At 40.2% G+C, this 21350-nt stretch carries 26 protein-coding genes; 17 read left to right on the top strand and 9 right to left on the bottom strand.

Features of this window, described 5'->3' with window-relative positions; all coding sequences use genetic code 11:
• Positions 1-3 precede the first annotated feature (3 nt).
• Both AC6UDG_RS05225 and AC6UDG_RS05220 read right to left on the bottom strand, forming a co-directional pair.
• Positions 4-891: a phosphate ABC transporter substrate-binding protein PstS family protein gene (locus AC6UDG_RS05225; RefSeq protein ID WP_500706720.1), complete on the bottom strand. Its 888-nt coding sequence runs from the start codon at positions 889-891 to the stop codon at positions 4-6.
• Between the two features lie 179 nt (positions 892-1070).
• Positions 1071-1700 carry a TetR/AcrR family transcriptional regulator gene (locus AC6UDG_RS05220; RefSeq protein WP_500699614.1) on the bottom strand — a complete coding sequence of 210 codons (630 nt, stop codon included), beginning with the start codon at positions 1698-1700 and terminating at the stop codon, positions 1071-1073.
• A gap of 118 nt (positions 1701-1818) precedes the next feature.
• On the opposite strand from AC6UDG_RS05220, the gene AC6UDG_RS05215 reads away from it, so the two are divergent.
• Positions 1819-2739, top strand: coding sequence for a metal ABC transporter solute-binding protein, Zn/Mn family (locus AC6UDG_RS05215; protein WP_500706719.1), 921 nt, complete (start codon positions 1819-1821; stop codon positions 2737-2739).
• 39 nt (positions 2740-2778) lie between these two features.
• Here AC6UDG_RS05215 and AC6UDG_RS05210 read toward each other — a convergent pair whose 3' ends face one another.
• Both AC6UDG_RS05210 and AC6UDG_RS05205 read right to left on the bottom strand, forming a co-directional pair.
• A complete protein-coding gene (locus AC6UDG_RS05210; protein WP_500706718.1) occupies positions 2779-3504 on the bottom strand; it encodes a response regulator transcription factor in 726 nt (241 codons plus the stop codon).
• A gap of 96 nt (positions 3505-3600) precedes the next feature.
• Entirely contained in the window at positions 3601-3741 is a 141-nt protein-coding gene (locus AC6UDG_RS05205; RefSeq protein ID WP_500695801.1) for a hypothetical protein, read from the bottom strand.
• Between the two features lie 130 nt (positions 3742-3871).
• Here AC6UDG_RS05205 and AC6UDG_RS05200 point away from each other — a divergent pair, with 130 nt between their 5' ends.
• Positions 3872-4402, top strand: coding sequence for a GtrA family protein (locus AC6UDG_RS05200; RefSeq protein WP_500701244.1), 531 nt, complete (start codon positions 3872-3874; stop codon positions 4400-4402).
• A 34-nt stretch (positions 4403-4436) separates the two neighbouring features.
• On the opposite strand, the gene AC6UDG_RS05195 is transcribed toward AC6UDG_RS05200, so the two are convergent.
• Positions 4437-5102 carry a type 1 glutamine amidotransferase gene (locus AC6UDG_RS05195; RefSeq protein ID WP_500706717.1) on the bottom strand — a complete coding sequence of 222 codons (666 nt, stop codon included), beginning with the start codon at positions 5100-5102 and terminating at the stop codon, positions 4437-4439.
• Positions 5103-5170: 68 nt separating this feature from the next.
• Complete coding sequence (locus tag AC6UDG_RS05190; protein WP_500694037.1) at positions 5171-5416, bottom strand: hypothetical protein; 246 nt, start codon at positions 5414-5416, stop codon at positions 5171-5173.
• Between the two features lie 204 nt (positions 5417-5620).
• Between AC6UDG_RS05190 and AC6UDG_RS05185 the strand changes: the two genes are divergently transcribed.
• Positions 5621-6250 (top strand): YdhK family protein, encoded by a 630-nt coding sequence (locus AC6UDG_RS05185; RefSeq protein ID WP_500706716.1) that lies wholly within the window; start codon positions 5621-5623, stop codon positions 6248-6250.
• 49 nt (positions 6251-6299) lie between these two features.
• On the opposite strand, the gene AC6UDG_RS05180 is transcribed toward AC6UDG_RS05185, so the two are convergent.
• Positions 6300-6527, bottom strand: a complete 228-nt coding sequence (locus tag AC6UDG_RS05180) for a hypothetical protein (RefSeq protein ID WP_500701241.1) — start codon at positions 6525-6527, stop codon at positions 6300-6302.
• A gap of 125 nt (positions 6528-6652) precedes the next feature.
• Entirely contained in the window at positions 6653-6910 is a 258-nt protein-coding gene (locus AC6UDG_RS05175) for a hypothetical protein (RefSeq protein WP_500694034.1), read from the bottom strand.
• A 253-nt stretch (positions 6911-7163) separates the two neighbouring features.
• Between AC6UDG_RS05175 and AC6UDG_RS05170 the strand changes: the two genes are divergently transcribed.
• The 3 genes from AC6UDG_RS05170 (at position 7164) to AC6UDG_RS05160 (ending at position 10748) form a co-directional block, all read left to right on the top strand.
• On the top strand, positions 7164-8000 hold the full coding sequence (locus AC6UDG_RS05170) for a DUF6574 domain-containing protein (protein WP_500706714.1): 837 nt from the start codon (positions 7164-7166) through the stop codon (positions 7998-8000).
• 11 nt (positions 8001-8011) lie between these two features.
• A complete protein-coding gene (locus AC6UDG_RS05165; RefSeq protein WP_500706712.1) occupies positions 8012-9451 on the top strand; it encodes a zinc ribbon domain-containing protein in 1440 nt (479 codons plus the stop codon).
• Positions 9452-9548: 97 nt separating this feature from the next.
• Positions 9549-10748 (top strand): zinc ribbon domain-containing protein, encoded by a 1200-nt coding sequence (locus AC6UDG_RS05160; protein ID WP_500706710.1) that lies wholly within the window; start codon positions 9549-9551, stop codon positions 10746-10748.
• Positions 10749-10773: 25 nt separating this feature from the next.
• Here the strand turns inward: AC6UDG_RS05160 and AC6UDG_RS05155 are convergent, their stop codons facing one another.
• Positions 10774-11397: an SGNH/GDSL hydrolase family protein gene (locus AC6UDG_RS05155; protein ID WP_500695793.1), complete on the bottom strand. Its 624-nt coding sequence runs from the start codon at positions 11395-11397 to the stop codon at positions 10774-10776.
• Positions 11398-11521: 124 nt separating this feature from the next.
• Between AC6UDG_RS05155 and AC6UDG_RS05150 the strand changes: the two genes are divergently transcribed.
• The 11 genes from AC6UDG_RS05150 to AC6UDG_RS05100 all read left to right on the top strand — a co-directional run bounded on the left by AC6UDG_RS05150 (position 11522) and on the right by AC6UDG_RS05100 (position 21284).
• The gene (locus AC6UDG_RS05150) at positions 11522-12355 is read left to right on the top strand and encodes an alkaline phosphatase family protein (protein ID WP_500695792.1); all 834 of its coding nucleotides are present in this window, start codon (positions 11522-11524) and stop codon (positions 12353-12355) included.
• 99 nt (positions 12356-12454) lie between these two features.
• Positions 12455-13372, top strand: a complete 918-nt coding sequence (rihC, locus tag AC6UDG_RS05145; RefSeq protein ID WP_500706708.1) for a ribonucleoside hydrolase RihC — start codon at positions 12455-12457, stop codon at positions 13370-13372.
• Positions 13373-13533: 161 nt separating this feature from the next.
• Entirely contained in the window at positions 13534-14256 is a 723-nt protein-coding gene (rsmG, locus tag AC6UDG_RS05140) for a 16S rRNA (guanine(527)-N(7))-methyltransferase RsmG (RefSeq protein ID WP_500694027.1), read from the top strand.
• A gap of 15 nt (positions 14257-14271) precedes the next feature.
• Positions 14272-15045 (top strand): ParA family protein, encoded by a 774-nt coding sequence (locus AC6UDG_RS05135; RefSeq protein ID WP_500694026.1) that lies wholly within the window; start codon positions 14272-14274, stop codon positions 15043-15045.
• Positions 15029-15913: a ParB/RepB/Spo0J family partition protein gene (locus AC6UDG_RS05130; protein WP_500699623.1), complete on the top strand. Its 885-nt coding sequence runs from the start codon at positions 15029-15031 to the stop codon at positions 15911-15913. Before AC6UDG_RS05135 ends, AC6UDG_RS05130 begins: the two co-directional genes overlap by 17 nt.
• Before the next feature lie 13 nt (positions 15914-15926).
• The gene (locus AC6UDG_RS05125; RefSeq protein WP_500694024.1) at positions 15927-16118 is read left to right on the top strand and encodes a DUF951 domain-containing protein; all 192 of its coding nucleotides are present in this window, start codon (positions 15927-15929) and stop codon (positions 16116-16118) included.
• A gap of 14 nt (positions 16119-16132) precedes the next feature.
• Positions 16133-17230 (top strand): redox-regulated ATPase YchF, encoded by a 1098-nt coding sequence (gene ychF / locus AC6UDG_RS05120; protein ID WP_500695788.1) that lies wholly within the window; start codon positions 16133-16135, stop codon positions 17228-17230.
• Between the two features lie 9 nt (positions 17231-17239).
• Positions 17240-17980, top strand: a complete 741-nt coding sequence (locus AC6UDG_RS05115) for a DUF1129 family protein (protein ID WP_500695787.1) — start codon at positions 17240-17242, stop codon at positions 17978-17980.
• Between the two features lie 138 nt (positions 17981-18118).
• Positions 18119-18805 carry a response regulator transcription factor CroR gene (croR, locus tag AC6UDG_RS05110; RefSeq protein WP_500694021.1) on the top strand — a complete coding sequence of 229 codons (687 nt, stop codon included), beginning with the start codon at positions 18119-18121 and terminating at the stop codon, positions 18803-18805.
• 21 nt (positions 18806-18826) lie between these two features.
• The gene (locus tag AC6UDG_RS05105) at positions 18827-20014 is read left to right on the top strand and encodes a sensor histidine kinase (protein ID WP_500695786.1); all 1188 of its coding nucleotides are present in this window, start codon (positions 18827-18829) and stop codon (positions 20012-20014) included.
• Positions 19995-21284 (top strand): D-alanyl-D-alanine carboxypeptidase family protein, encoded by a 1290-nt coding sequence (locus tag AC6UDG_RS05100; protein WP_500706706.1) that lies wholly within the window; start codon positions 19995-19997, stop codon positions 21282-21284. Before AC6UDG_RS05105 ends, AC6UDG_RS05100 begins: the two co-directional genes overlap by 20 nt.
• Positions 21285-21350: the final 66 nt, after the last annotated feature.

The following is a 21350-nucleotide window of genomic DNA, read 5'->3' as shown; positions in this document are numbered from 1 at the left end:
TAATTATTTAATCGCTTGAACTTGACCTTCAGCATTCTTTTCAAATTTCATGTTTTTAACTTGAATGTATCCGATCTGCTTGACTAATTTCTGTTGAACATGATCTGAAAGCATGTAATCAATAAATTTTTTGGTGGTTCCAGTGGGCTTGCCCTTGGTATACATGTGTTCGTACGACCAAATTTTCCAATTGTTATGTTCTACGTTGGGGTCGGTTGGTTGCACCTTATCGATGGAAATACTTTGCGTTTTATTGTTTAAATATGGAAACGAGAGGTAACTAACCGCACCGGGAGTCGATGAGACAATCTGTTGCACCGTTCCGTTTGAGTCTTGTTGCTGAGCGTTGATGGCTTTTTTGCCCTTTAAAACGGATTGTTCAAAGGTCATCCGGGTTCCACTTCCTTCGACCCGGTTAATCACCACAATCTTGACGTTATTTCCGCCGACCTGCTTCCAATTGGTGACTTTACCAGTGAAGATTTGTTCAAGTTGTTTCATTGAGAGATTTTTCACTCCCACTTTTTTATTGGCGACCGGGGCAATTCCAACAACGGCAACCTTATGATCAACTAAATCTTTAGCAGTAACACCTGGTTGTTGGGAAGCAAAGACATCTGAATTACCAACATTAACGGCTCCCTGTTGGATTTGGCTTAGGCCAGTTCCAGATCCACCACCCTGGACGTTAATGTTAACTTTCGGGTTACTAACCTGATACTCTCGACTCGCTTGCTCGACCAGTGGTTGAAGTGCCGTGGAGCCAACGGCGGTAATCTTATTACCGTTTTTGGCCTTGGTGGAAGAAGATGATCCGCACGCGGCTAGTCCCAGCGCCAGCAGTCCACACGTTAATATCAATGCAACCTTTTTCTTTTTGCCTAATGACATGGACGAAATCTCCTTTGGTTTAAATGGACATTATTTTGTTTACGAACCAAGTATATAAGGTGAATGTAAATGTTAAGTAAATTTTACGGTCTTTTTATGTAAATGTTTGGTAAAGCCAAAAAGAACCCCTTCAAGTGCTATTGAAAGGGTTCTTAAATAACGGTGTTATTAAAAACAAACTAAATGGACAGCCATGCCATCCATCCCGGGTAGAAGAAGTCGTAGAGGTTGTTACACAGCATGATGGCCTCTTGCTCGTTATACCGATGTTTCAAAATGTCACAAAAAGTAGCATAAAACGAGAACACGTGAAAATGCAGTTCCTGGTAGTTAAACTTAAAGCTAACAAGGATGATGTTACGTTCTTGCATGATCCCAATGGCGTTAGCAATTTTTTGGGTAAAGTACTTCGTTAGCATTTCGGCTAGATTGTCGTACTTCGACCCCTCTGATTTAAAAAGAATTAATTCCTTATACTTCGGATTAGCGTAAAGGGTGTGGATGATTGGATTCATATTCAAAATGTTTTGTTTCCACACCGTTTGAACGCTGGCTGGACTGATTTTAGCCATTCCCTGATTAAACTGATTCTCATATTCGTCTTTTAATTGCTTAATAAAGGGATCAAGAATTTCATCTAGAATCGCATCCTTTGATTCAAAGTGTTTGTAAAAGGAACCGGTTGTCCGGTTAGCGTTTCGGCAAATTTCACGAATCTTTGTCTTATCAAACCCGTTTTTTAGAAAGGCCTTAAACCCGGCCTCTAGTAATAGGGAATGGGTTTTATCCTGGTTACGAACGTTTGCCATGAAAATTCCTCCAGTGGATTGATTGCTCAATTTAAGATAACAGTGTTATATTAAGTGAGTATTATTTGTTTAATGATGGTCAACTTAACTTCGGATGATGTTTCAAAGGAGAAAAACAATGATAAAAAAGTTTAAGTTAAGTATAACAGCAATTTTAATCTTATTTTGTGTCATCGTGCTAGTTGGTTGTGGCAAAAAATCAGGAGATGAACGGGCCAACCATAAGCTGAGAGTGGTTACCTCAACTAATTTTTATGGTCAAATTGCGAAAAATGTTTTGGGAAATCAGGGGAGCGTTCAGCCGATTATTAAGGGAAGCGGTGACCCACACGATTTTGATCCTTCAACGAGTGATGCGAATCAAGTTGCAAGAGCAGACGTGGTTGTTGAAAATGGCATTGGATACGACGATTGGATGAAAAAGCTAGTAAAGAATGGAAGTGATCAGACGTCGGTTGTCAACGTTTCAAAGGTGATGAACCGAAAAAATGGGGATAACGAGCACATTTGGTATGATCCTGACACCGTTAATAAGCTCGTCTACCGACTGGCAGACGTCTATAGTGAAAAACAATCGAATCACAAACGTTATTTTCATGATAATGCCAAGCGGTATTTAAAAGAATATGAACCAGTTAAGCAGCAGGCGGAAAAGGCACGAGATAATCTGAACGATTACCAGTTAAATCGCAAGGTCGACGTCAGTGAACCGGTTTTCGATGATGCCCTTCAGTACATGGGATACAAGGTAAATGACCCTGATTTTGCCAATGCGACCGAGAAGGAGATTGACCCGTCACCTAAGAGTATTCAAAACATCAGGGATGATATCACTCACCATCGGATTGCTTTCTTTGTTGATAACACGCAGGCTGACAGTAAAATGGTCAAGAACCTCGTCAAATTAGCTAAGGATCATGATGTGCCGGTTGTAAAATTGACCGAAACGATTCCTGAAGATAAAAACTACTTGGAGTGGATGGATAATGCCTATCAGCAGGTGGTCAAAATTCAAAATAATGAAATGAAAAACAAATAAAATGACATCCAAGCCCGTTAATGGTTTGGATGTCATTTATTATGGTTTATTTAATTTCGCTTCAAATTCATAACCAAAGCCACGGATCGTTTTGATTAAGACGGGGTCTTTGGGATTAGGTTCAATCTTGTCCCTTAAATGGCTGATGTGCATTTCAAGCATCCGCGAGGACTGGTCAATGTAAAGATCGTTCCAAACGCCGTTTAGGATTTGTTCACGACTCAGGATCCGTTTAGGGTGAGTCAGAAAGTACTCTAAAAGCTTGAATTCCTTAGGCGTTAGTCGGAGCGAAGTACCATTTTTGGTAGCAACCTTCTGATCTAAATCAACGTCGATGTCAGAAAAGTGAAATCGTGGTTTGACCTTCTTATTTTTTTCCTGCTTTAGACTATTATTTTCGTCTTGGTAGAAACGGGCGCGATGTTTCATCCGGAGCATGACTTCGTCAGCGTTGTATGGTTGGATGATGTAGTCATCGATGCCAACTTTAAATAATTGATCAACGATGCCCTCGTCCTTTTTTTCTCCCAGAGCGAGAATTGGAAGTGAGGCCGTTTGGCGGATTTTAGGGATAAGTTCGATCAACTTTTGAGTTGCAACGGTACTTAGGTCCCAAATAATGGCCTGTTCTTTGTACTTTTGAATGGATGATAGGAGGCTTGAAACATCGTATAAATCGTCGACAAAGTATCCATTGTCATTAAAAGTTTGGTTGAAACTAAGTGCTAATGATAATTTTTCAGTCACTAAAACAATGTGATTCATGGCACCATCCCGATTAAAAATCACGCTTCTTTTTCTTCACTCATTATACAGTTTTATGGCTGATAATCGTAACTTTAACGTTTTCACGTAACTAAGCTACTTGGAATCAGAATGTCGGTTCTCTTTTTCCTGTCGTTTTTTGGCGCGATGAAGACTCACTAAGACGGTAATGATGGTTACTACTACGAAAACGACCACCATCATTATGACGAGCCAGATAAACGTGCTTAAATCCATGACGTCCATTCCCTTCGTTAATGATTGGTTTTATTTTAACACGACCGAAAAGATTAAGTTTTAAGGAAATCACAAATTTATAACTTAATTGATTGTGATAAAATAACTAAGAAGGGGTTTGATGCATATCATGAATGATACAAACGACGCTAATACTACTAACTACTTAGATATCGTAAAAAGATTAGTTTTTGATGAAAAAATTGAATACTTGTTTTGGGGAGCCATGACCACCCTGGTTTACTTTGTCAGTCGATTCGTTTCGATGAAGATTTTTACCAGTGATTTTACTCCCGTCTTAATTGCCCAAGTTCTGTCGATTGCGTTTGCTTTTGTGGTGAACAAATACTTTGTTTTTAACAGTGGAACGCAGTCCAAGACACTTCAGGCTCAGATCGTTAACTTTGTTTCGGGACGATTGTTTGTTTTAGTCCTCGACTTTTTGATGACTTACGTAATGATCGATAAGTTTCCGCAATTTTTCATTAAGATTTTATTTTTAGATCACTTAAACTATTCGGCTTGGCTATTCCAACTTCCCGTTGTTCACGGGTTGATTGGGAGTCCCACGTTGTTTAACAGTTTTATCTGTGTGGTTGGAACACAAATCATGGCCATTGTGATTAATTACTTTGTTTCTAAGTACTTTGCTTTTAAATAAAATCAAAAAAGCATCCACTTTTTCTAGGTGGGTGCTATTTGTTTGCGATGTAATCCAAAATCTTGAATAAATCGAGATGGTTCTGTTTTGAAATTGGGTGGTTAATGATGGTGTTTTTAGACTGACTTAAAACGGACCCAGTAAGGTAAGGGTAGTCGTTAATTGCCATTTCGGTGACGTTGTCGTGGTTGGGTTCAAGGTGAAACTGGAGGCCAACGAGGTTATCCTTTACAAATCCCTGATTAACGAGTTGATCACTTGAGTACAATAACGAGGCATCATCTGGAATCTGAAACGTTTCCTCATGCCAGTGGAGCACTTCTAGTTGGTTGGATAATCCGGAGATGAGTTTTGTTTTTAAGTAGACGGGAGCAAACCCAACTTCCTTAGTGTGCGAGTCAAAGACGGAAGCTCCTAGAACTTTGGCCATTTGTTGGGCACCAAAGCAGGCGCCAAAGACTGGTTTTCTTTGGCTAATCATCCGTTTGATTAGTTCACGTTCGGATTTGATCCAGTTTGTGTCGTCGTTGACGCTCATTGGGCCGCCTAAGATTACTAACATGTCGGTTGTACCAGCGTCTGGTAGCACCTTAAACTGAGAAGGATAATAAACGAACATCTGGTAATGGTTGTGATGAATCCAGTCGGAGATTGCTCCGGGTCCCTCATCAGAAGTGTGTTGCAAAATACTTACTCTCATTATTGTTGTTCCTCTTGAATTGACCGTGATAATAAAAAAATAATGCCAAGTGGCATTATTTTAGTAAATTACATCATTCCGCCTTGCATACCGATCATGGCCGCAATGGCTGCGACGATCATCTTGAACAATCCCATTACGATGAATGCAACGATGATTCCAAAGGCAATTGTGAATGCCATTTGCATTGATGATTTCCAGGCTGCCTTGTCTCTACCACCGAGGAACTTGTAGAACAACCATGCTAGAGCGATTAGAATGATCAAAATCACAACTAATGCAACAATTGAAATGATTAAACTTTCTGTACCCATTAATTTTCACCTCACAAACATAAGATTATATATATTTAGCATGAACTTTTAGGGATAAATGTGCAAACATATTACTTAATTTTGAAGGAATCTATAAGAATCTTAAAATATGCTTACGGTAAGTCATTTTAGTAACTTTTTGGTGTCGACGGTGCTATCTTAGCAGTTGAAACATCATAAAAATATCAAGGGAGCTCTTCAAAGATGAAAATGAAGAAAACATTATTTACGTTAGCTGCCGTAGCTAGTGTGGGATTGGTACTTACTGGTTGTGGAGAAAGCAAGAGTAGTTCTAAGTCCAGTTCGTCATCAAATATGTCGAGTAGCAGTAGCGAAAAAACAATGAGTAAAAAAGACATGAAGGAAACCAAGGGCGATAAGTCAATGGACATGAATATGCCAATGAAGCATAAGATGAATCTTCCCACTGACTTAGCTGCCGCTAAAAATCCTAAGTTTAAGGTTGGTTCTGAAGTTAAACTATCAGCTAACCACATGAAAGGGATGAAAGGTGCTAAGGCTAAAGTTACCGGAGCATATGATTCACCACTTTATGTCATCGATTACAAGCCAACCGATGGTAAGGCTGAAGTTAAAAATCATGAGTTCGTTACAAAAGACCAACTTAAGGCTGATAAACAGGGTGCTACCTTGAAAAAGGGCGAAAAAGTCACCGTTGAAGCTGACCACATGCCCGGCATGAAAGGTGCTCAGGGGAAGATTGTTAAAGTTTGTGACGGTCCTGCCTATGCTGTAACCTTCAAACCAACTAATGGTGGCAAAGAATACGTTAACCATCAGTGGGTCAGCCAAACTGAAATGAAAAAATGCTAATTTAAATTAGTTCAAAAATACTAGGACATTGTCCTAGTATTTTTTTATTTTAGATGAAGTTGTAACCGATGGCACCAATTAAACCAATAATCGCGGCAATTAAATACCACGTAGTCTTCTTGTTTTTGCCGAACATGCCCCATAAGAGTTCATCAATAAAAACGATTAAGACCGTGATTAGTAAAATATTGAAGTGGGCGAACATGATGGCAAATACCAGGGCAATGCCACAGATGAGATCGTTAATGTTTCGTAGAACGTTGCGTTTGTTTTTCATTTTTTCTCCATTAATAGTAGTTTGAAGTTTAATCAGTGATACTAATCATATTACTTCAAATGAGTTTTAGATAACATCACCTGAAACCAAAAAAATTCCTTAGCCCATCCAAGCTAAGGAATTTCTTATAGGTACTGTGATTTTTTGAGTGCTTCTTGAAGAGCTTTAGGACAAACGTTAATGGTTTCGGTGACCTTTAAGTGGTTGTTACTAGCGGCCTCCACGATTTTGGCAATGTCATTAACAGCCATTTTACCCTCTAGGGCATAAGCAATGTGGACAGCAAATTCGTAAAAGTTATGAGAATCCTGCATCTCCATTTGCACGGTATTGTATAGTTTTTGATCATTTATAAAAACATCGTTTCCAGTACAATGAATCATAAGCACGCCTCCTTTATTATCTTATAATAATTATAATTAAATAAGTTGAATAATCAAATAATAGGATTATAGTTCATCAAAATTCACGAACACTGAGGAAATTGGTGAACGGAAATTGTTGAGTGACCGATATCCCGTGCCGCAATTAATTGATTTTTTTATTTATGTGCCTTAGCCCTTTGATTGAGCTAATCAGTATGTGATAATGTAAACGTAAGAAAATCTTAATATTTATTTAATTGGAGGAACTAGTATGAATGAATGTCCTAATTGTCATTTTAATAACAAGCCGGGCGCAAAGTTTTGTGTCAAGTGTGGAACTAAGTTGACTGGCAACAGTCAAACAAGCAGTAACAAGGTACATAATGAAGCAAAAAAGCAGCAACATCCCCGTAATTCACAGGCTGACGTTTCTAACGGATTAACCAGCATGTTTAATTATTTCATTGAATCAATTAAACATCCAGTCAAATATGAGGCTGCTAGTGAGAAGTATCTGGGATATATCTCGCTTGGAATCTTCGCCGTTTTGACCTGGCTAGTTTCGTTTATTTTAGCAATGAGAATGAAGAGTGGACTGGCCTCTGAATCAGTTCCATACTCACTTATTCATAAGATGGATGGTGTCATTAACACGAGTGTTATGGGACTAGGACTGATTATTGCCGTAATCGGTCTGTTAGCTTGGATTTTAGGCTATGTCGGAGTTCACTTCATTATGAACAACAATATGAGCCTTAGTGATTATACGAATGAGTACGGTAAATTTTTAAACGTTGGAATTATTTTACTGTTAGTGGGTTTGCTTCTATCAGCCGTCATGCCCGCTGGAATTTTATTTTTAATTGGTCTCTACGTGGTCGACTTGGCCATCACCATTTCGGGTTGGGCGTTAATTTATGAAATGCTCTTTTCTAAGAATTTTGGGTCGATTGATAGTTTCTATGTTTTATTGATTGTAACGGTTATCGTGGCAATCATTTCCGCTGTCCTAGTAGCTATTTTGGGTAATAGCCTGGGCTCTCAACTTCAAACGCTGACTCAAGAGATCATTAACAACTTTGCTGCTAACTTTGGGCAGGGATACTAGGAGGAGTCAAAATGAGTGAAGAAGCGTCTTTTTGTCCAAATTGTGGACACCGAATTAATGCAAATGATGAGTTCTGCCCCAATTGTGGGTATAAATTAACTCCTAATGGATCACCAAAAAGTCAAGCAGGACCAAGTCGCAAGACATCAGGGAGTCGGCCCCTGCGTCAGACAAGTAACGTTAATCGTCCGCAAAAACAAAAGAAGATGAAACCACTTACTAAAGTGATTTGGGTGATTGTGGTGGTCTTGGTAGTGGTACTTATCGGTGGTTACTTCTTTGGAAAGAATTACTATTCAAAAGCTAATCAAGTCGACCGAGTCATCTCAGCAATTAAGAATGATCAGGAAAAGAATTTAGCCAATGTGTCGGAAACAAACGACCCGAACTTTAAGATTAGTGGGAAAGCGATGAAGCCAACCATTAATTATTATGCTAGTAATAAGGACCAGTTATCAAAGCTTAGGAGTCAGTTCATGCGCGATAACGATAATCCGGTGACCGACAACCTGCAATTTAAGCAGGAGGGTAACACCTGGTTAGTTTTCCCTAAGTATAAACTGATGGTCAAACCCGTTTATTCTAGTATTTCCACTAACCTGAATGGCGTCTCGTTGAGTGTGAACGGCAAGCAAATTACCAGCAACATGGGAAGTCAAAAGGCTAAGAAGATTGGGCCACTTGCACCGGGTCTTTATAACATCACCACTGCTGGAAAAGTCAATGGCCGTGAATTGCACAATAATGGTCAATTCGACTGGATTGATGGTGCCAGTTCAGCGTCCTTACCACTTCGAATTATCACCTTTACAGTGAAGGGGCAACCAGGATCAGACGTGTTGATTCAAAACAAGAAGGTTGGAACGATTGGTGACAATGGGAGCTTTAAGCTTTCTGACTACCCATTTAGTACGAACATGAACGTTCAAGTTCAGATGAAGGGCAAGTCCGGTAAATTAATTCAGAGTAAACCCTATAATTTAAAAGACAGTGATAATAACAACACGATTGAACCGAAGTTTGATGGGATTGCCACGAAAGACCAGGCTGATCAGGTCTTGAATCCGCTCTGGACTCAGGTGAGTGGTGCCGGTAACGACGTTGATATTTCCCATTTCTTTGACGGTGGAAATGGTAGTCCCGCTTGTCAGGATATGCTTAAAATGGTCAAAAGTTATAATGACAACGATAAAATTGAGTCATTTGAAACTAGTGAAAGGACCGAATCGGTAGCACCTTATGATAGTGGGGAGACGCAAGTCACTTATCAGGTTGATTATACTTTCGATAACAATGACGACGATGACAATAGTTCGGTTCGTCATCAGACGTTTGAATACAATGCCATCTTGGTCAAAAATCCTGGCAGTGATGATTCTGATGATCTTCCGTTTATCATCAAGAGTAACCAGTCAGTTAAGAAAGTATCGGATAGTACCGATAACGATTAATAGTAATTTAGAAAAGAAACGAGCATTCTGTGCTACGTTTCTTTTTGTTTGGTGTATGTTATGATTTCCTCAATATTATAAAAGGATGGAAATTAGTTTGGCAGAAAAACGTAAATCACATAAATTCTTGGCCTTTTTACTCGTGTTGGAAATTATCATCGTGATTGTGGTCGGAGTTTCCGGGACAAAGTATTATTCAAAAAAAGCTAGTGGTGACCGCTTGGTGAATGCCCTGCGTAATCACGAACAAAAGCAGGTGATTGCTGGAATCAAAATTGACGGGCAAACGGGTACTCCAAGTGAAGAGGCCCTTCAACCCCTTGTTAACGATTTCGATCAAAATTCCGAAGCAGTTAATCGGCTCAAGATGCAGATTAACGGTGAGAAAGTGGCTGAAAACAACTTGGTTTATAAACAAACGGGGAAGAATTTCCTGGTATTTCCACGTTATCAACTGGTAGTTAAACCAATTGATCCTAAAATTAAGACCAATCTTTCAGAAGCCAACGTGACAATTGATGGAAACAAGGCAGGTAAAACGGATGGTAATGGGGAGCTGAACGTGAAATCACTCATCCCGGGAGTTCATCAGATTGAGGCGACTGCCACGGCTGGTGGTAAACAGCTTAAGACTTCCGGTCAGTTTAGTCTGATGAAGTCATCTGATACGGCGCACCTGACGTTTAACGTGGTTTCGTTTGGGCTTGAAAGTGTCCCAAACGCTATCGTCTACGTTGACAATCATCCGGTTGCTCAAATTGGTGAAAACGGCAAGGCGAAGGTCAATAATTTACCCATTGGTGATGATTCATCAATCTGGGCCACTCTGAGTGTTGACGGCAAACCAATGAAAAGTGATGTTCAGTATCTCGGGATGAAGAATAATCACTCTGAGATCAAACTCCCGTTTAAAAAGCTCGTTGATAAAAAGGCAGCAACTGGTCTGCTTAAAGCCGTGTGGGAGCCACTGAACCATGACGTTTTTGACGAAAAGTCAGCTGATCAAGTTCAGTACGACCAAAACTTTGTTGGAGGAAAAAGTAACCCAGCCTATAATCAGATGATTACGATTGCGAAAAAGGATCATGAACCAGATGTTAAAGATCTTCAAATTAAGGTAAACGTTAAAAAGGTTACAAGTACTGGGGAGGGGAAAGCCACCGTTGACTTTGCGGTTCAAACTGATTCAACTAACGATCAGGGCCAAAAAGCGTCAAAAACGACCAATTATCGGGCTGATGTTAAGCAAGATGTTAATAATCAACTCAAACTTAAGGGTCTGGATGAGGTTAAATAAAAAAGGAAACCAATTATGGCTCCTTTTAGTTGACGTTTGCTTTAATAAATTTGGCAATGATTTCGGCCATCATTTTGTAAGTAGTCGAATTAGGGTGAAGACGATGGTCATGCAGTCTTGTTCTATAATTATCGTCGTCGACAATGGTCGGTGCCACCTTACGCCAGTTTAGGTATGGAATGTTATTTTGGCGGTAGACGGTGGTTAAGCCGCAAAGGAGCTGCCCAAACGTGTAGTGGGCGAGTCCCTCAATGTTGTAGTTATCGGTGCCACCATCGAAGCGGTTCAATGGAAGGATTCCCAGAATTTGAATGGACGGATTTTCGATCTTGATTTGCTGGATGTTTTCATTTAACATCCTTTTAACGACTTCTAAAGTATCGTAGCGGTGGGCAAAATCGTTGGTACCGTAAAAGATCGTGGCGATGTCGTAGTCACCAAAATTGTTGTGGTTAACCTGGTAGGTTAAGTCCAGCTCACAATTTCCGGTAATGGTACCGGCATTCTGGCCCGCGTTTTTGATGAAGTTAAATGGTAAAATTTGACCTAAATAATAGGGCCAATTGTGCACTAAATCTTTTTCTCCGTCAAAACCACGAGTTAACGAGTCACCTAATAATATGATGTTGTCTTCATTAATTGATTTCATTTTTTAAACCTCGGTTGTGAATTGTGATACTATCATTTTACTGCTAAGTCAATTGACATGGGCATTTTATTATTGCATTATAGAATATAATTAAATTTTATTAAGTCGCATGGGAGATGAAAACGTGAGTTATAAAAGGGTAATTGTTGTGGATTTAGCATCACTCGGATTACGCTCGGACAATGAAGCAGAACAACTTAATGCTTCAAGCGATAACATCCTTTCACACGTTTTGAATCAATCCTCAAAGTCAGATTTACCATCGCTTCGGCGGTTGGGCCTTTTTAACATCTTTTTTGATGGGGAGCGTTCTTCATCAGATGAAGTCAATCCCGAGGGCGCTTACGGATTAGTTCGAACTAATTCCGTTGTTAATCGACCCGCGTCCGGACTGCGAGAAATGTTTGATTGTGCCGTTAATTCACGTGTGTCAAGCGTCTTTGAAGAGGTTTATAAAGCGGAAAAGAGTTCCGTGATCATTTCCCGGTTTGTGGAATATCTTCAGGTTCAGGACTTTTCCAGACGGATTCAGGTACCCGATAATACCTCTGCTTTTGTTGAATTAAATCATCAGCTGGAAAAGGTTCGGAGCGGTTTTATTTACGTTCAAGTTCCAGATCTTCAGACCTCCGCTATGGAAGGTGATTTGGATCAATTCTCTTCAGAACTAAGGAAAGTTGATGTCATGTTATCAGAATTGATGGATTCTTTAGAGGATGATGACTTGTTGATTGTTACCTCAAGTCGGGTTGGTGATTCACAAACCCAGGATGGATTATCGACTTACAAGATTTTACCAGTAATGTTGTATGATAACCAATCAACTGATCGCCACATTGAAGATGTTAATAAAGTAAGTGTGATTGGCGGAACGGTTCTAGATGGATTAGGAATCCTTGATCGAGTAAAACGACCATCAATAAGTTTACTTCCATACTTAAAAAAAGAGACAGCTTAGGCCGTCTCTTTTTTGATTGCTTTTAAGCTGAAGCAGCTAATTCAATTATGCGTGTGGTAAACTTGACTAATAACGACGGATTTAAAACGGAGGGATATTATGCAAAAAATTATTATGGACATGGACCCAGGAATTGACGATGCAGCAGCTTTGTCAGTGGCACTCAATGAGCCAAAACTGGATGTGGACTTGGTGACCACCGTCGCTGGAAACGTAACGGTTGATAAAACGACGATTAATGCCCTTAAAATTATTAATTTTTTTCATGATGGTGAGCGGGTCAAAGTCGCTAGTGGGGCCGCAAATCCCTTAATAAAGCCGTTTGAAGATGCAGCTCGGATTCATGGTGAATCTGGGATGCGCGGTTATGATTTTACGGGTGAACTGCCAGAGCCATTGAAAATGACCGCGGTGAAAGCCCTTCATGACCACATTATGGACAGTGACGAACCAGTCACGTTGGTCGCAACGGGATCTTATACTAACGTTGCCATCCTACTGTCTGAATATCCAGAAGTAAAAGCCAAGTTAGAACGGATCGTTGCCATGGGCGGAGCACTTGGACGTGGTAACATGACCAGTGCCGCTGAATTTAACGTCTTTACTGACCCAGATGCGGCCAAAATAATGTATCAAAGTGGTGTTAAAATCGTGATGATTGGACTTGATGTGACCAAAAAAGCTCTCCTTACTAACGAAACTTTAGCTGAAATTAAGAAAATGAATCGAGCGGGAGAGATGCTCTCTGCCATTATCACTAGTGATGGGGATCAAAGTGATGCAGGCGTGGCCATGCACGATGTTAATACGATTTTCTACCTGTTACACCCAGAATTACTTACTACTGAAGAGATGTGGATTGATATTCAAACTAGTGGACCCGCCAATGGCGCCACCGTTGGTGATATTCGCGGTGCTTATCATCATGGTCAAACCAATGCTAAGGTTGCCGTTGACATTGACGCCCAAGCGTTTAATGACTGGTTTAAGTCTGAAGTTCAAAAGATGCCAGATTAAACAGAACGGGGTAAATTTCTCGGTGACTTTTTTCCTTTTTTTGGTAACGAAATCTTTAAATTTTCGTTATAATGAATAAAGGGTCTAATTTAAATTGGTTTAACTTTAATTAGTTTAACTTTAATTAGTTTCCAATTGTTTGTTTTACATAGGAGAAGTAAATGAATCCAGAACAATTTAAAGCGGCATTGTTAAAACACAATGTCTCACTATCGGACTTTCAAGTAGAACAGTTTAAAAAGTACTACGAACTTCTAGTGTCCTATAATCAAAAGGTGAATTTGACGACCATCGTTGAACGTGACGACGTGTATTTAAAGCACTTTTACGATTCACTTACTCCCGTTTTTTACATACCAGAGCTTAAAAAGCCAAGGTCAATTGTAGACGTTGGTGCGGGGGCAGGGTTTCCGTCAATCCCACTTAAGATTATTAATCCCGATTTAGAGGTCACCATCGTGGACTCACTTAATAAGCGGATTGTTTTTTTGAAACAACTAGTTAGTGAACTGGGATTGACTGACGTGCGCCTTGTTCATGCTCGTGCCGAGGAATTTGGTGGAAAGCGGTCAAATGATCGCGAACAATTTGATTTTGCAACCGCACGGGCACTGGCGCGGTTGAGTGTGATGTCTGAGTTGTGCCTCCCACTGGTTAAGATCGGCGGCAAGTTAATTGCGTTAAAGGCCGCTAGGGCTCCTGAAGAACTGAAGGGAGCTCAGAAGGCAATTACAACTTTAGGTGGTAAAGTCGAAAGTGACTTTGAGTTTAAATTACCGGAAAACGATGAAGTAAGAAATATAATTGTCATTGATAAAGTCACCAAGACACCAAAGAAGTATCCAAGAAAAGCTGGAACTCCAAATAAGGATCCGATCAAGTAAGAAGGAGGGAACAACATGGGAACCGTTATATCGCTTGCAAATCAAAAGGGTGGCGTTGGTAAGACCACGACTGCTGTTAATCTGGGGGCTGACCTAGCCACAAAGGGCAAGAAAGTCCTGCTGGTTGATGCCGATGCCCAGGGAAATGCCACTAGTGGCGTTGGTCTTAGTAAGCAAAAAATTAATAAAGATATTTATGATGTTTTAGTTAATGAAGAGCCGATCGAAGACGTTATTCTACATTCAGCTCATCAAAATCTCGATATTGTTCCTGCTACCATTCAATTATCTGGAGCAGAGATTGAGTTGACCCCCATGATGGCGCGTGAGACTCGATTGAAAACGGCACTTGAGAGTGTCTCTGACAAGTACGATTACATTTTAATTGATTGCCCACCTTCTTTAGGATTAATCACGATTAACGCTTTTACTGCCAGTGATTCGATTTTGATCCCGGTTCAGTCTGAGTATTACGCCTTAGAGGGACTGAGCCAATTACTTAATACCATTGGTTTGGTACAGAAACACTTTAATCCCAACCTCAAGATTGAGGGAGTGTTATTGACTATGTTTGATTCCCGTACTAATCTTGGAGCACAAGTCAATGGTGAGGTTAGAAAGTTTTTTAAGGATAAGGTGTACACCACCGTCATCCCCAGAAACGTTCGTTTATCGGAAGCTCCCAGTCATGGACTGCCGATCATTGACTATGATGCCAAATCAAAAGGCGCCAAAGTATACATGGAATTGACAAAGGAAGTGTTAGCTGCCCATGACCAACAAAAATAGTAAGGGATTAGGACGTGGAATTGAAGCATTGTTTAAGGACAATGACGTTAATAGTAATGACGAAGCAGTTGTTGATCTTGACCTAACCGAAATTTCGCCTAATCCTTATCAACCAAGAAAGAAATTTGATCAGAAGGCTCTTGACGATTTAACCCAGTCCATTAAAGAATCAGGAGTTTTTCAGCCAATTATTGTGCGCCACGATGTCGATAATCATAATTACCAGATTATTGCTGGTGAACGTCGATTTCGGGCATCTAAAGCTGCTGGGAAGGCCAAAATTCCAGCAATCATTCGTGATGCTACCGAAGAGCAAATGATGGAAATCGCTGTAATGGAAAACTTACAGCGTGAGGACCTTAATCCACTAGAAGAAGCTCAAGCGTACGATACTTTAATGACGAAACTGAATTTAACGCAAGCACAAGTTTCAGAACGCTTAGGCAAGAGCCGCCCTTACATTGCCAATTATCTTCGTTTGCTGGGGTTGCCACAATCCGTTAAGGATATGCTGCAAAAAAAGCAACTTTCAATGGGGCAGGCCAGGGCCCTTTTATCAGTCAAAGAAAAATCACAACTTTTGAATTTAGCTGCTAAGGCTAAGGATGAAACCCTCACGGTTAGACAGTTAGAAAAGTTAATTGCCAAGGCTAATAAGGCTCACTCAACCAAGAGTAAACGACCAGTGAAAAAGTCCAAGTCTCCCTACATTAAGGAGAGCGAGGACCAGCTTCAAGATAAATTTGGAACTAAAGTTTTGATTAATGAGACCAATTCTAAGCTTGGTAAGGGACAAATCCAGATTGATTACATGTCAAATGAAGATTTGAACCGAATTTTAGACCTATTGGATATTCATCTCGACTAGGGAGGATATTTTTATGTATGGAATGCATGATATCGTTGAAATGAAGAAACAGCATCCCTGTGGTACCAATCGATGGGAAATCATTCGAATGGGAGCTGACATTAAGGTTCAGTGCATGGGATGTGGTCACATTGTGATGATCAGTCGACGACAATTTGAGAAACGTTTGAAGAAAATACTAGAAAAACACGAAGAAATTAATTAAAAGAGGTAAGCAGGATGTCTTTAACAGCGGGAATCGTTGGGTTGCCGAACGTTGGTAAGTCAACACTTTTTAATGCCATTACTAAAGCTGGTGCTGAAATGGCTAACTATCCTTTCGCAACGATTGATCCAAATGTAGGAATGGTAGAAGTGCCAGATAAACGGCTGGACCGGATTCAGGAGTTAATCCCGGCTAAAAAGGTGGTACCAACTACTTTTGAATTTACCGATATTGCGGGGATTGTAAAGGGTGCTAGTAAAGGTGAAGGGCTTGGAAACAAGTTTCTTGAAAACATTCGTCAAGTGGACGCCATTGTCCACGTCGTTCGGGCCTTTGATGATGACAATATCACCTCAGTTACGGGAACCGTTGACCCCATTGGCGATATTGAAACGATCAACGTCGAACTTGGAATTGCTGATTTAGATGCCGTTGATAAACGAATTGGAAAAGTTCAAAGAGCAGCAAAGGGATCAGATGAAGCCAAGGAAGAGCTGGATGTTTTAAACAAGATTAAACCAGTACTTGAAGATGGCGGAGCTGTCCGCGATATTGATTTTGATGAAGACGAGCAGAAGATCGTTAAGGGATTGTTTCTTTTGACTTCTAAACCCGTCTTGTATGTCGCTAACATCAGCGAAGAATCGATGGCGGATCCAGAAAGTGACAAGTACTTTAAAATGGTTAAAGACTATGCTCAAAAACACGGTGCGCAGGCAATTGGAATTGCGGCAGAAACCGAGCAGGAAATCGCTGAACTAGGTGATGATGATAAAGCTGACTTTCTTGAGGCTGAGGGGGTTAGTGAGCCTGGTCTAAATAAGTTGATTCGTGCTTCATACAAATTACTTGGGCTCGAAACCTTCTTTACTGCAGGTGGCAAAGAGACCAAAGCCTGGACCTTCAAGAAGGGCACTAAAGCACCTCAAGCCGCTGGAATTATCCATTCTGATTTTGAACGGGGCTTTATTCGAGCTGAGATTATGTCCTTTGAAGACCTAGATAAATACGGAAGTGAAAATGCCGTTAAAGAGGCCGGGAAATTGCGGGTTGAAGGTAAGGATTACGTCATGCATGATGGAGACATTGCAGAATTTAGGTTCAACGTCTAGGAGGAAATTATGAGCGAGGAAGATAATCGAAAACGAAATGCTAAAGCAAAACAGCATCAACATCACTCAAACACTAAGATTGCTGAACGAGAACAATTTGATCACGTTGGTTTGACCAAGAGAAATGCTGAATACATGTATAAATTTAAGCAGGAACTTTCGGAAACCAAATTGGAACCAGAAAAGCAAGCTGCTCAAATCAGTACGATGGTGAACGAACTAAAAAAGGCCCAAAAGAGTGGGGTGACCGCAAAGAATCTGTATGGAACGGTTGCTCAAAAGGTGCAAGTCACGGTTCATCCACCAAAGAAACCCCAAAAGATGACGCCCATCACTTACGTGATTGATGCCACGTACAACTTTTTGTGGTTTTTGGTTCTGTTCTGTTTCTTGTACGCAGCCATGTTCTTCATTAATTCCTCGCAAGCATCAAAAGGTGGTGTAATGGGAATTACTGGCATATTCGTTTCCTCCATTGTTGCTGGTGCAGGGATGCCACTTATGACTAACTTGTTTGCTCCGGGAGTAAAACATAAATATAATGGCATCATTCGAGCTTTGATGATGGTTCTATTGTTCGCAATTTGGATGCTAGTCTTCTTTGGTGGAACGTATATTCCGAGAGTGATTAACCCGATTACCAGTCCGATTGTTGATGCAGTGATTGGTGTAATTGGAATTGCGGGAATTTTGTACATGCGTCATCGTTTCCCAATTACCAATGGACTATTTACCGGGAACCGAAATTAATTAATGAATCGTGGATCAACTGGTCTACGATTTTTTTGATGTGAAAGTTTAAATGTTTATAATATTAAAACAATTTTGGTTAATCTCTGTTTTCAATCTGATAAACTGAAAGAAAATAGTGAATTCGAGGTAATTAAAATGAAAATTTTAGTTGTTGATGACGATAAAGAAATCGCACAGTTATTAGAAATCTACATTAAAAACGAAGGATACGAACCAATCTCAGCCTATAACGGTAGTGATGCCCTCTCACTTTTGCGCACTGAGCCAGACATTGGCTTGGTAATTTTAGACATCATGATGCCGGAAATGAGTGGGATTGATGTTATTAAAGAAATCCGTAAAGACTCCCAGATTCCGATCATTGTGTTGTCCGCCAAAACGGCTGATATGGATAAAATTCAGGGATTGGTTTCTGGAGCTGATGATTACGTCACCAAGCCATTTAACCCATTGGAAATCATGGCACGGGTTCGTTCCCTGCTTAGAAGAAGTCAAAACGATGTCACTAAGGACAAGCCTGACATTTTAAACGTGGGTCCACTGACTATCAATAAGGATTCACACGAAGTTAAGACGGAAGACGGCAAAGAAATCCAGTTAACCGCTCTGGAATTTGGTATTTTGTACCTTCTTGCCAGCCATCCTAACCGGGTTTTTTCAGCTGATGAGATTTTTGAGCGCGTTTGGAAACAAGAAAGTATCATTTCAGCTAAAACCGTCATGGTCCACGTCAGTCATTTACGTGACAAGATTGAAGAAGCTACTGGCGGTGAAAAAGTGATTCAAACCGTTTGGGGCGTCGGCTACAAAGTGGAAGCATAAATAATAAGAGGAATCTTGAGTTTGAAATTAACGACGAAAGAAAAAACTGAATTATTTGTTGAAGGAGTAGTTACTTTAATATTATTACTCCTTTTAAACTTGGCGATTACCGTGATTATCACTGAATCAATCGAGAGTAACCCGGGTCTAAGGGACGGAATCTTCATCATTAAGCAATCGGTAACCTTTGGCCCGATGCATTTTCGACTACTTAGCTGGGAGAATCTCTTCATCATTGCTATGGGCGTAATCGATGTCATTATTATTTACTGGCGGTTGATTCGGCGCTATCATCAAATGCAACTCCGTCACATTATTTCGGAATTGCATTACATTGCGAACGGGCATTTTGACCATCGAATTCCCTTTGAATTAAAGGGAGATACCGAGCGAGTCATTCAAAGTATCAACGCGCTTGTTGATAGTGTCATTGAATCCATGAATGATGAGCGAGAGGTGGAAGCTTCAAAGGACAAATTGGTCACTAGCGTTAGCCATGATTTAAGAACGCCACTAACTTCAATTCTGGGATACCTTGGTCTCATTGAAGACGGTCAGTATCAAAATGAAGACGACATTTTAAAGTATTCACATATTGCTTATTTAAAGGCGCAACAAATGAAACAATTAGTGGATCGGCTTTTTGAGTATGCTAAGGCGGGCGACAAGTCTAAGCCTTCGCAAAAAATTGATAACATTGATGTGAATGCGCTATTAGAGCAGCTTCAGACCTCATTTAAACTTGATGCATCTAAGCACAAGATGACGATTGAAATGAAGCCACTCAAGCACGATATTTCGATCAAAGCCAATGCGGAGTCGTTAGGTCGGGTATTTAATAATCTGATCTCGAATGCTTTTAAGTATGGAAAGGGTGGACGTCACATCTATCTTTCTGCTAAGCCATTTAGTAGTGAAGGAGTTGAAATTATCGTTTCAAACGATGGCGAACAGATCCCTAAGGGGTCACTAGATCACATCTTTGATCGTTTTTACCGGGTTGAGGAGTCACGAAACACCAAAACTGGCGGAACTGGCCTAGGACTTGCCATTGTTCGTGAGATTGTCACCAATCAGGGAGGTTATATTAACGTTTCTTCAACGAAAAAATTAACCGCGTTTAAGATTTACCTTCCGTTAGATGTTAAGCATCCATTACGGAAAAATAAACATGTGATAGGAGAGAAAAATGCAAACCAAGAAAAGTAATCATAGTGGTCATCAATTTCTCGTTTCATTTTTAATCATGACGTTAGCGCTCGTTTTAATGATTCCAGAGACCTTGGCAAAGGCTAACTCGAACGAAATCGATAGTAAAGCTGCCATTGCAGTGGACGCTAAATCAGGACAGATTATTTATCAAAAAAACGCTGCTAGAAACCTACCGGCAGCCTCGATGAGTAAGTTACTCACCGCATACATAGTTCAAAAACGAGTTCATGATCATCAATTGAAATGGGACACTAAGGTGGATATTTCACCTGCAGTTGCCAAATTAAGTACCAAAAAAGGGTTTACCAACGTTAAATTAGAGGCCCATAAGAAATACACGGTAAGGGCGCTCTATTCGACGGCCCTGATTGGTTCAGCTAACGCGAGTGCGATGGCGCTTGGTGATAAAATCTCTGGTAACAGTGAGAATTTTGCCAAAACCATGCGAATAACTGCCAAAGAATTGGGAATTAAAGACGCCAAATTCTATAATGCCTGTGGTCTGACTAACAAACAGGTTGCACCGATGAATTTGCCAAGGGTGACTGGTGATTCTGAAAATGAGATGTCAGCAAAAGACACGGCAATCATCTCTTCCAAAATTATTTCGCAGTATCCTGATGTTCTAAAAACCACTAAGAAAACGCAGTATACCTTTGGTGATACCAACCAAAAACTGAAAGAAGTTGTCAAGACCTCTAACGAAATGTTGAAGGGACAACGATATTACGATCCAGCCTTAAACGTTGATGGTCTAAAAACGGGAACTTCTAAGAAAGCGGGTGAAAACTTCGCGGGGACTTTAGATAATCACCATGATCACCGCATTATCACAGTAGTTATGGGTGCTAAGCCTAATCAACGGTTTATCGTTACTAAGAACTTAATGGAACACGTAATCAAGAATTATCGCCCCATGGAGTATGATAACGATCAATTTACCGAGAATCATCTAAGGGTGATTAACGGGAAAAAACGGACGGTTAAAGTCAAGATGAGCAAACCAGTTACCCTGTGGGGCAAGGTTTCTCAACCAAATGAATTTAGCGACCAAATTATACTTGATTCAAAGCATGCTAAAGATAACGCGGTATCAGCTCCTGTGCTTAAAAATCAGAAAGTTGGAACGAATCAGGTTGGATTTAAAAATCAGAAGGTGGAATTTTTAAATCATGATGGTGGAAAAGCGCCAATCGTTACCTGTCAAAGCGTTGATAAGGTTGGGTTCTTTTCGAGATTGTTCCGTGAAATTGTGGAATTTTTCTGATAATTACCATTAGAACAAAATTATGGTTTGTTATTTTGCCATTTTTTCTTATAATGAACAATGTAC

The organism is Fructilactobacillus sp. X2R1C1, assembly GCF_059901435.1.
This window is presented reverse-complemented; position numbering and strand designations above follow the sequence as displayed.

Bases quoted from the DNA above. Each gene is read 5' to 3' on its own strand.
- AC6UDG_RS05225 (WP_500706720.1), bottom strand. From the start codon at position 891: ATGTCATTAGGCAAAAAGAAAAAGGTTGCATTGATATTAACGTGTGGA.
- AC6UDG_RS05220 (WP_500699614.1), bottom strand. From the start codon at position 1,700: ATGGCAAACGTTCGTAACCAGGATAAAACCCATTCCCTATTACTAGAG.
- AC6UDG_RS05215 (WP_500706719.1), top strand. From the start codon at position 1,819: ATGATAAAAAAGTTTAAGTTAAGTATAACAGCAATTTTAATCTTATTT.
- AC6UDG_RS05210 (WP_500706718.1), bottom strand. From the start codon at position 3,504: ATGAATCACATTGTTTTAGTGACTGAAAAATTATCATTAGCACTTAGT.
- AC6UDG_RS05205 (WP_500695801.1), bottom strand. From the start codon at position 3,741: ATGGATTTAAGCACGTTTATCTGGCTCGTCATAATGATGGTGGTCGTT.
- AC6UDG_RS05200 (WP_500701244.1), top strand. From the start codon at position 3,872: ATGAATGATACAAACGACGCTAATACTACTAACTACTTAGATATCGTA.
- AC6UDG_RS05195 (WP_500706717.1), bottom strand. From the start codon at position 5,102: ATGAGAGTAAGTATTTTGCAACACACTTCTGATGAGGGACCCGGAGCA.
- AC6UDG_RS05190 (WP_500694037.1), bottom strand. From the start codon at position 5,416: ATGGGTACAGAAAGTTTAATCATTTCAATTGTTGCATTAGTTGTGATT.
- AC6UDG_RS05185 (WP_500706716.1), top strand. From the start codon at position 5,621: ATGAAAATGAAGAAAACATTATTTACGTTAGCTGCCGTAGCTAGTGTG.
- AC6UDG_RS05180 (WP_500701241.1), bottom strand. From the start codon at position 6,527: ATGAAAAACAAACGCAACGTTCTACGAAACATTAACGATCTCATCTGT.
- AC6UDG_RS05175 (WP_500694034.1), bottom strand. From the start codon at position 6,910: ATGATTCATTGTACTGGAAACGATGTTTTTATAAATGATCAAAAACTA.
- AC6UDG_RS05170 (WP_500706714.1), top strand. From the start codon at position 7,164: ATGAATGAATGTCCTAATTGTCATTTTAATAACAAGCCGGGCGCAAAG.
- AC6UDG_RS05165 (WP_500706712.1), top strand. From the start codon at position 8,012: ATGAGTGAAGAAGCGTCTTTTTGTCCAAATTGTGGACACCGAATTAAT.
- AC6UDG_RS05155 (WP_500695793.1), bottom strand. From the start codon at position 11,397: ATGAAATCAATTAATGAAGACAACATCATATTATTAGGTGACTCGTTA.
- rihC (WP_500706708.1), top strand. From the start codon at position 12,455: ATGCAAAAAATTATTATGGACATGGACCCAGGAATTGACGATGCAGCA.
- rsmG (WP_500694027.1), top strand. From the start codon at position 13,534: ATGAATCCAGAACAATTTAAAGCGGCATTGTTAAAACACAATGTCTCA.
- AC6UDG_RS05135 (WP_500694026.1), top strand. From the start codon at position 14,272: ATGGGAACCGTTATATCGCTTGCAAATCAAAAGGGTGGCGTTGGTAAG.
- AC6UDG_RS05130 (WP_500699623.1), top strand. From the start codon at position 15,029: ATGACCAACAAAAATAGTAAGGGATTAGGACGTGGAATTGAAGCATTG.
- AC6UDG_RS05125 (WP_500694024.1), top strand. From the start codon at position 15,927: ATGTATGGAATGCATGATATCGTTGAAATGAAGAAACAGCATCCCTGT.
- ychF (WP_500695788.1), top strand. From the start codon at position 16,133: ATGTCTTTAACAGCGGGAATCGTTGGGTTGCCGAACGTTGGTAAGTCA.
- AC6UDG_RS05115 (WP_500695787.1), top strand. From the start codon at position 17,240: ATGAGCGAGGAAGATAATCGAAAACGAAATGCTAAAGCAAAACAGCAT.
- croR (WP_500694021.1), top strand. From the start codon at position 18,119: ATGAAAATTTTAGTTGTTGATGACGATAAAGAAATCGCACAGTTATTA.
- AC6UDG_RS05100 (WP_500706706.1), top strand. From the start codon at position 19,995: ATGCAAACCAAGAAAAGTAATCATAGTGGTCATCAATTTCTCGTTTCA.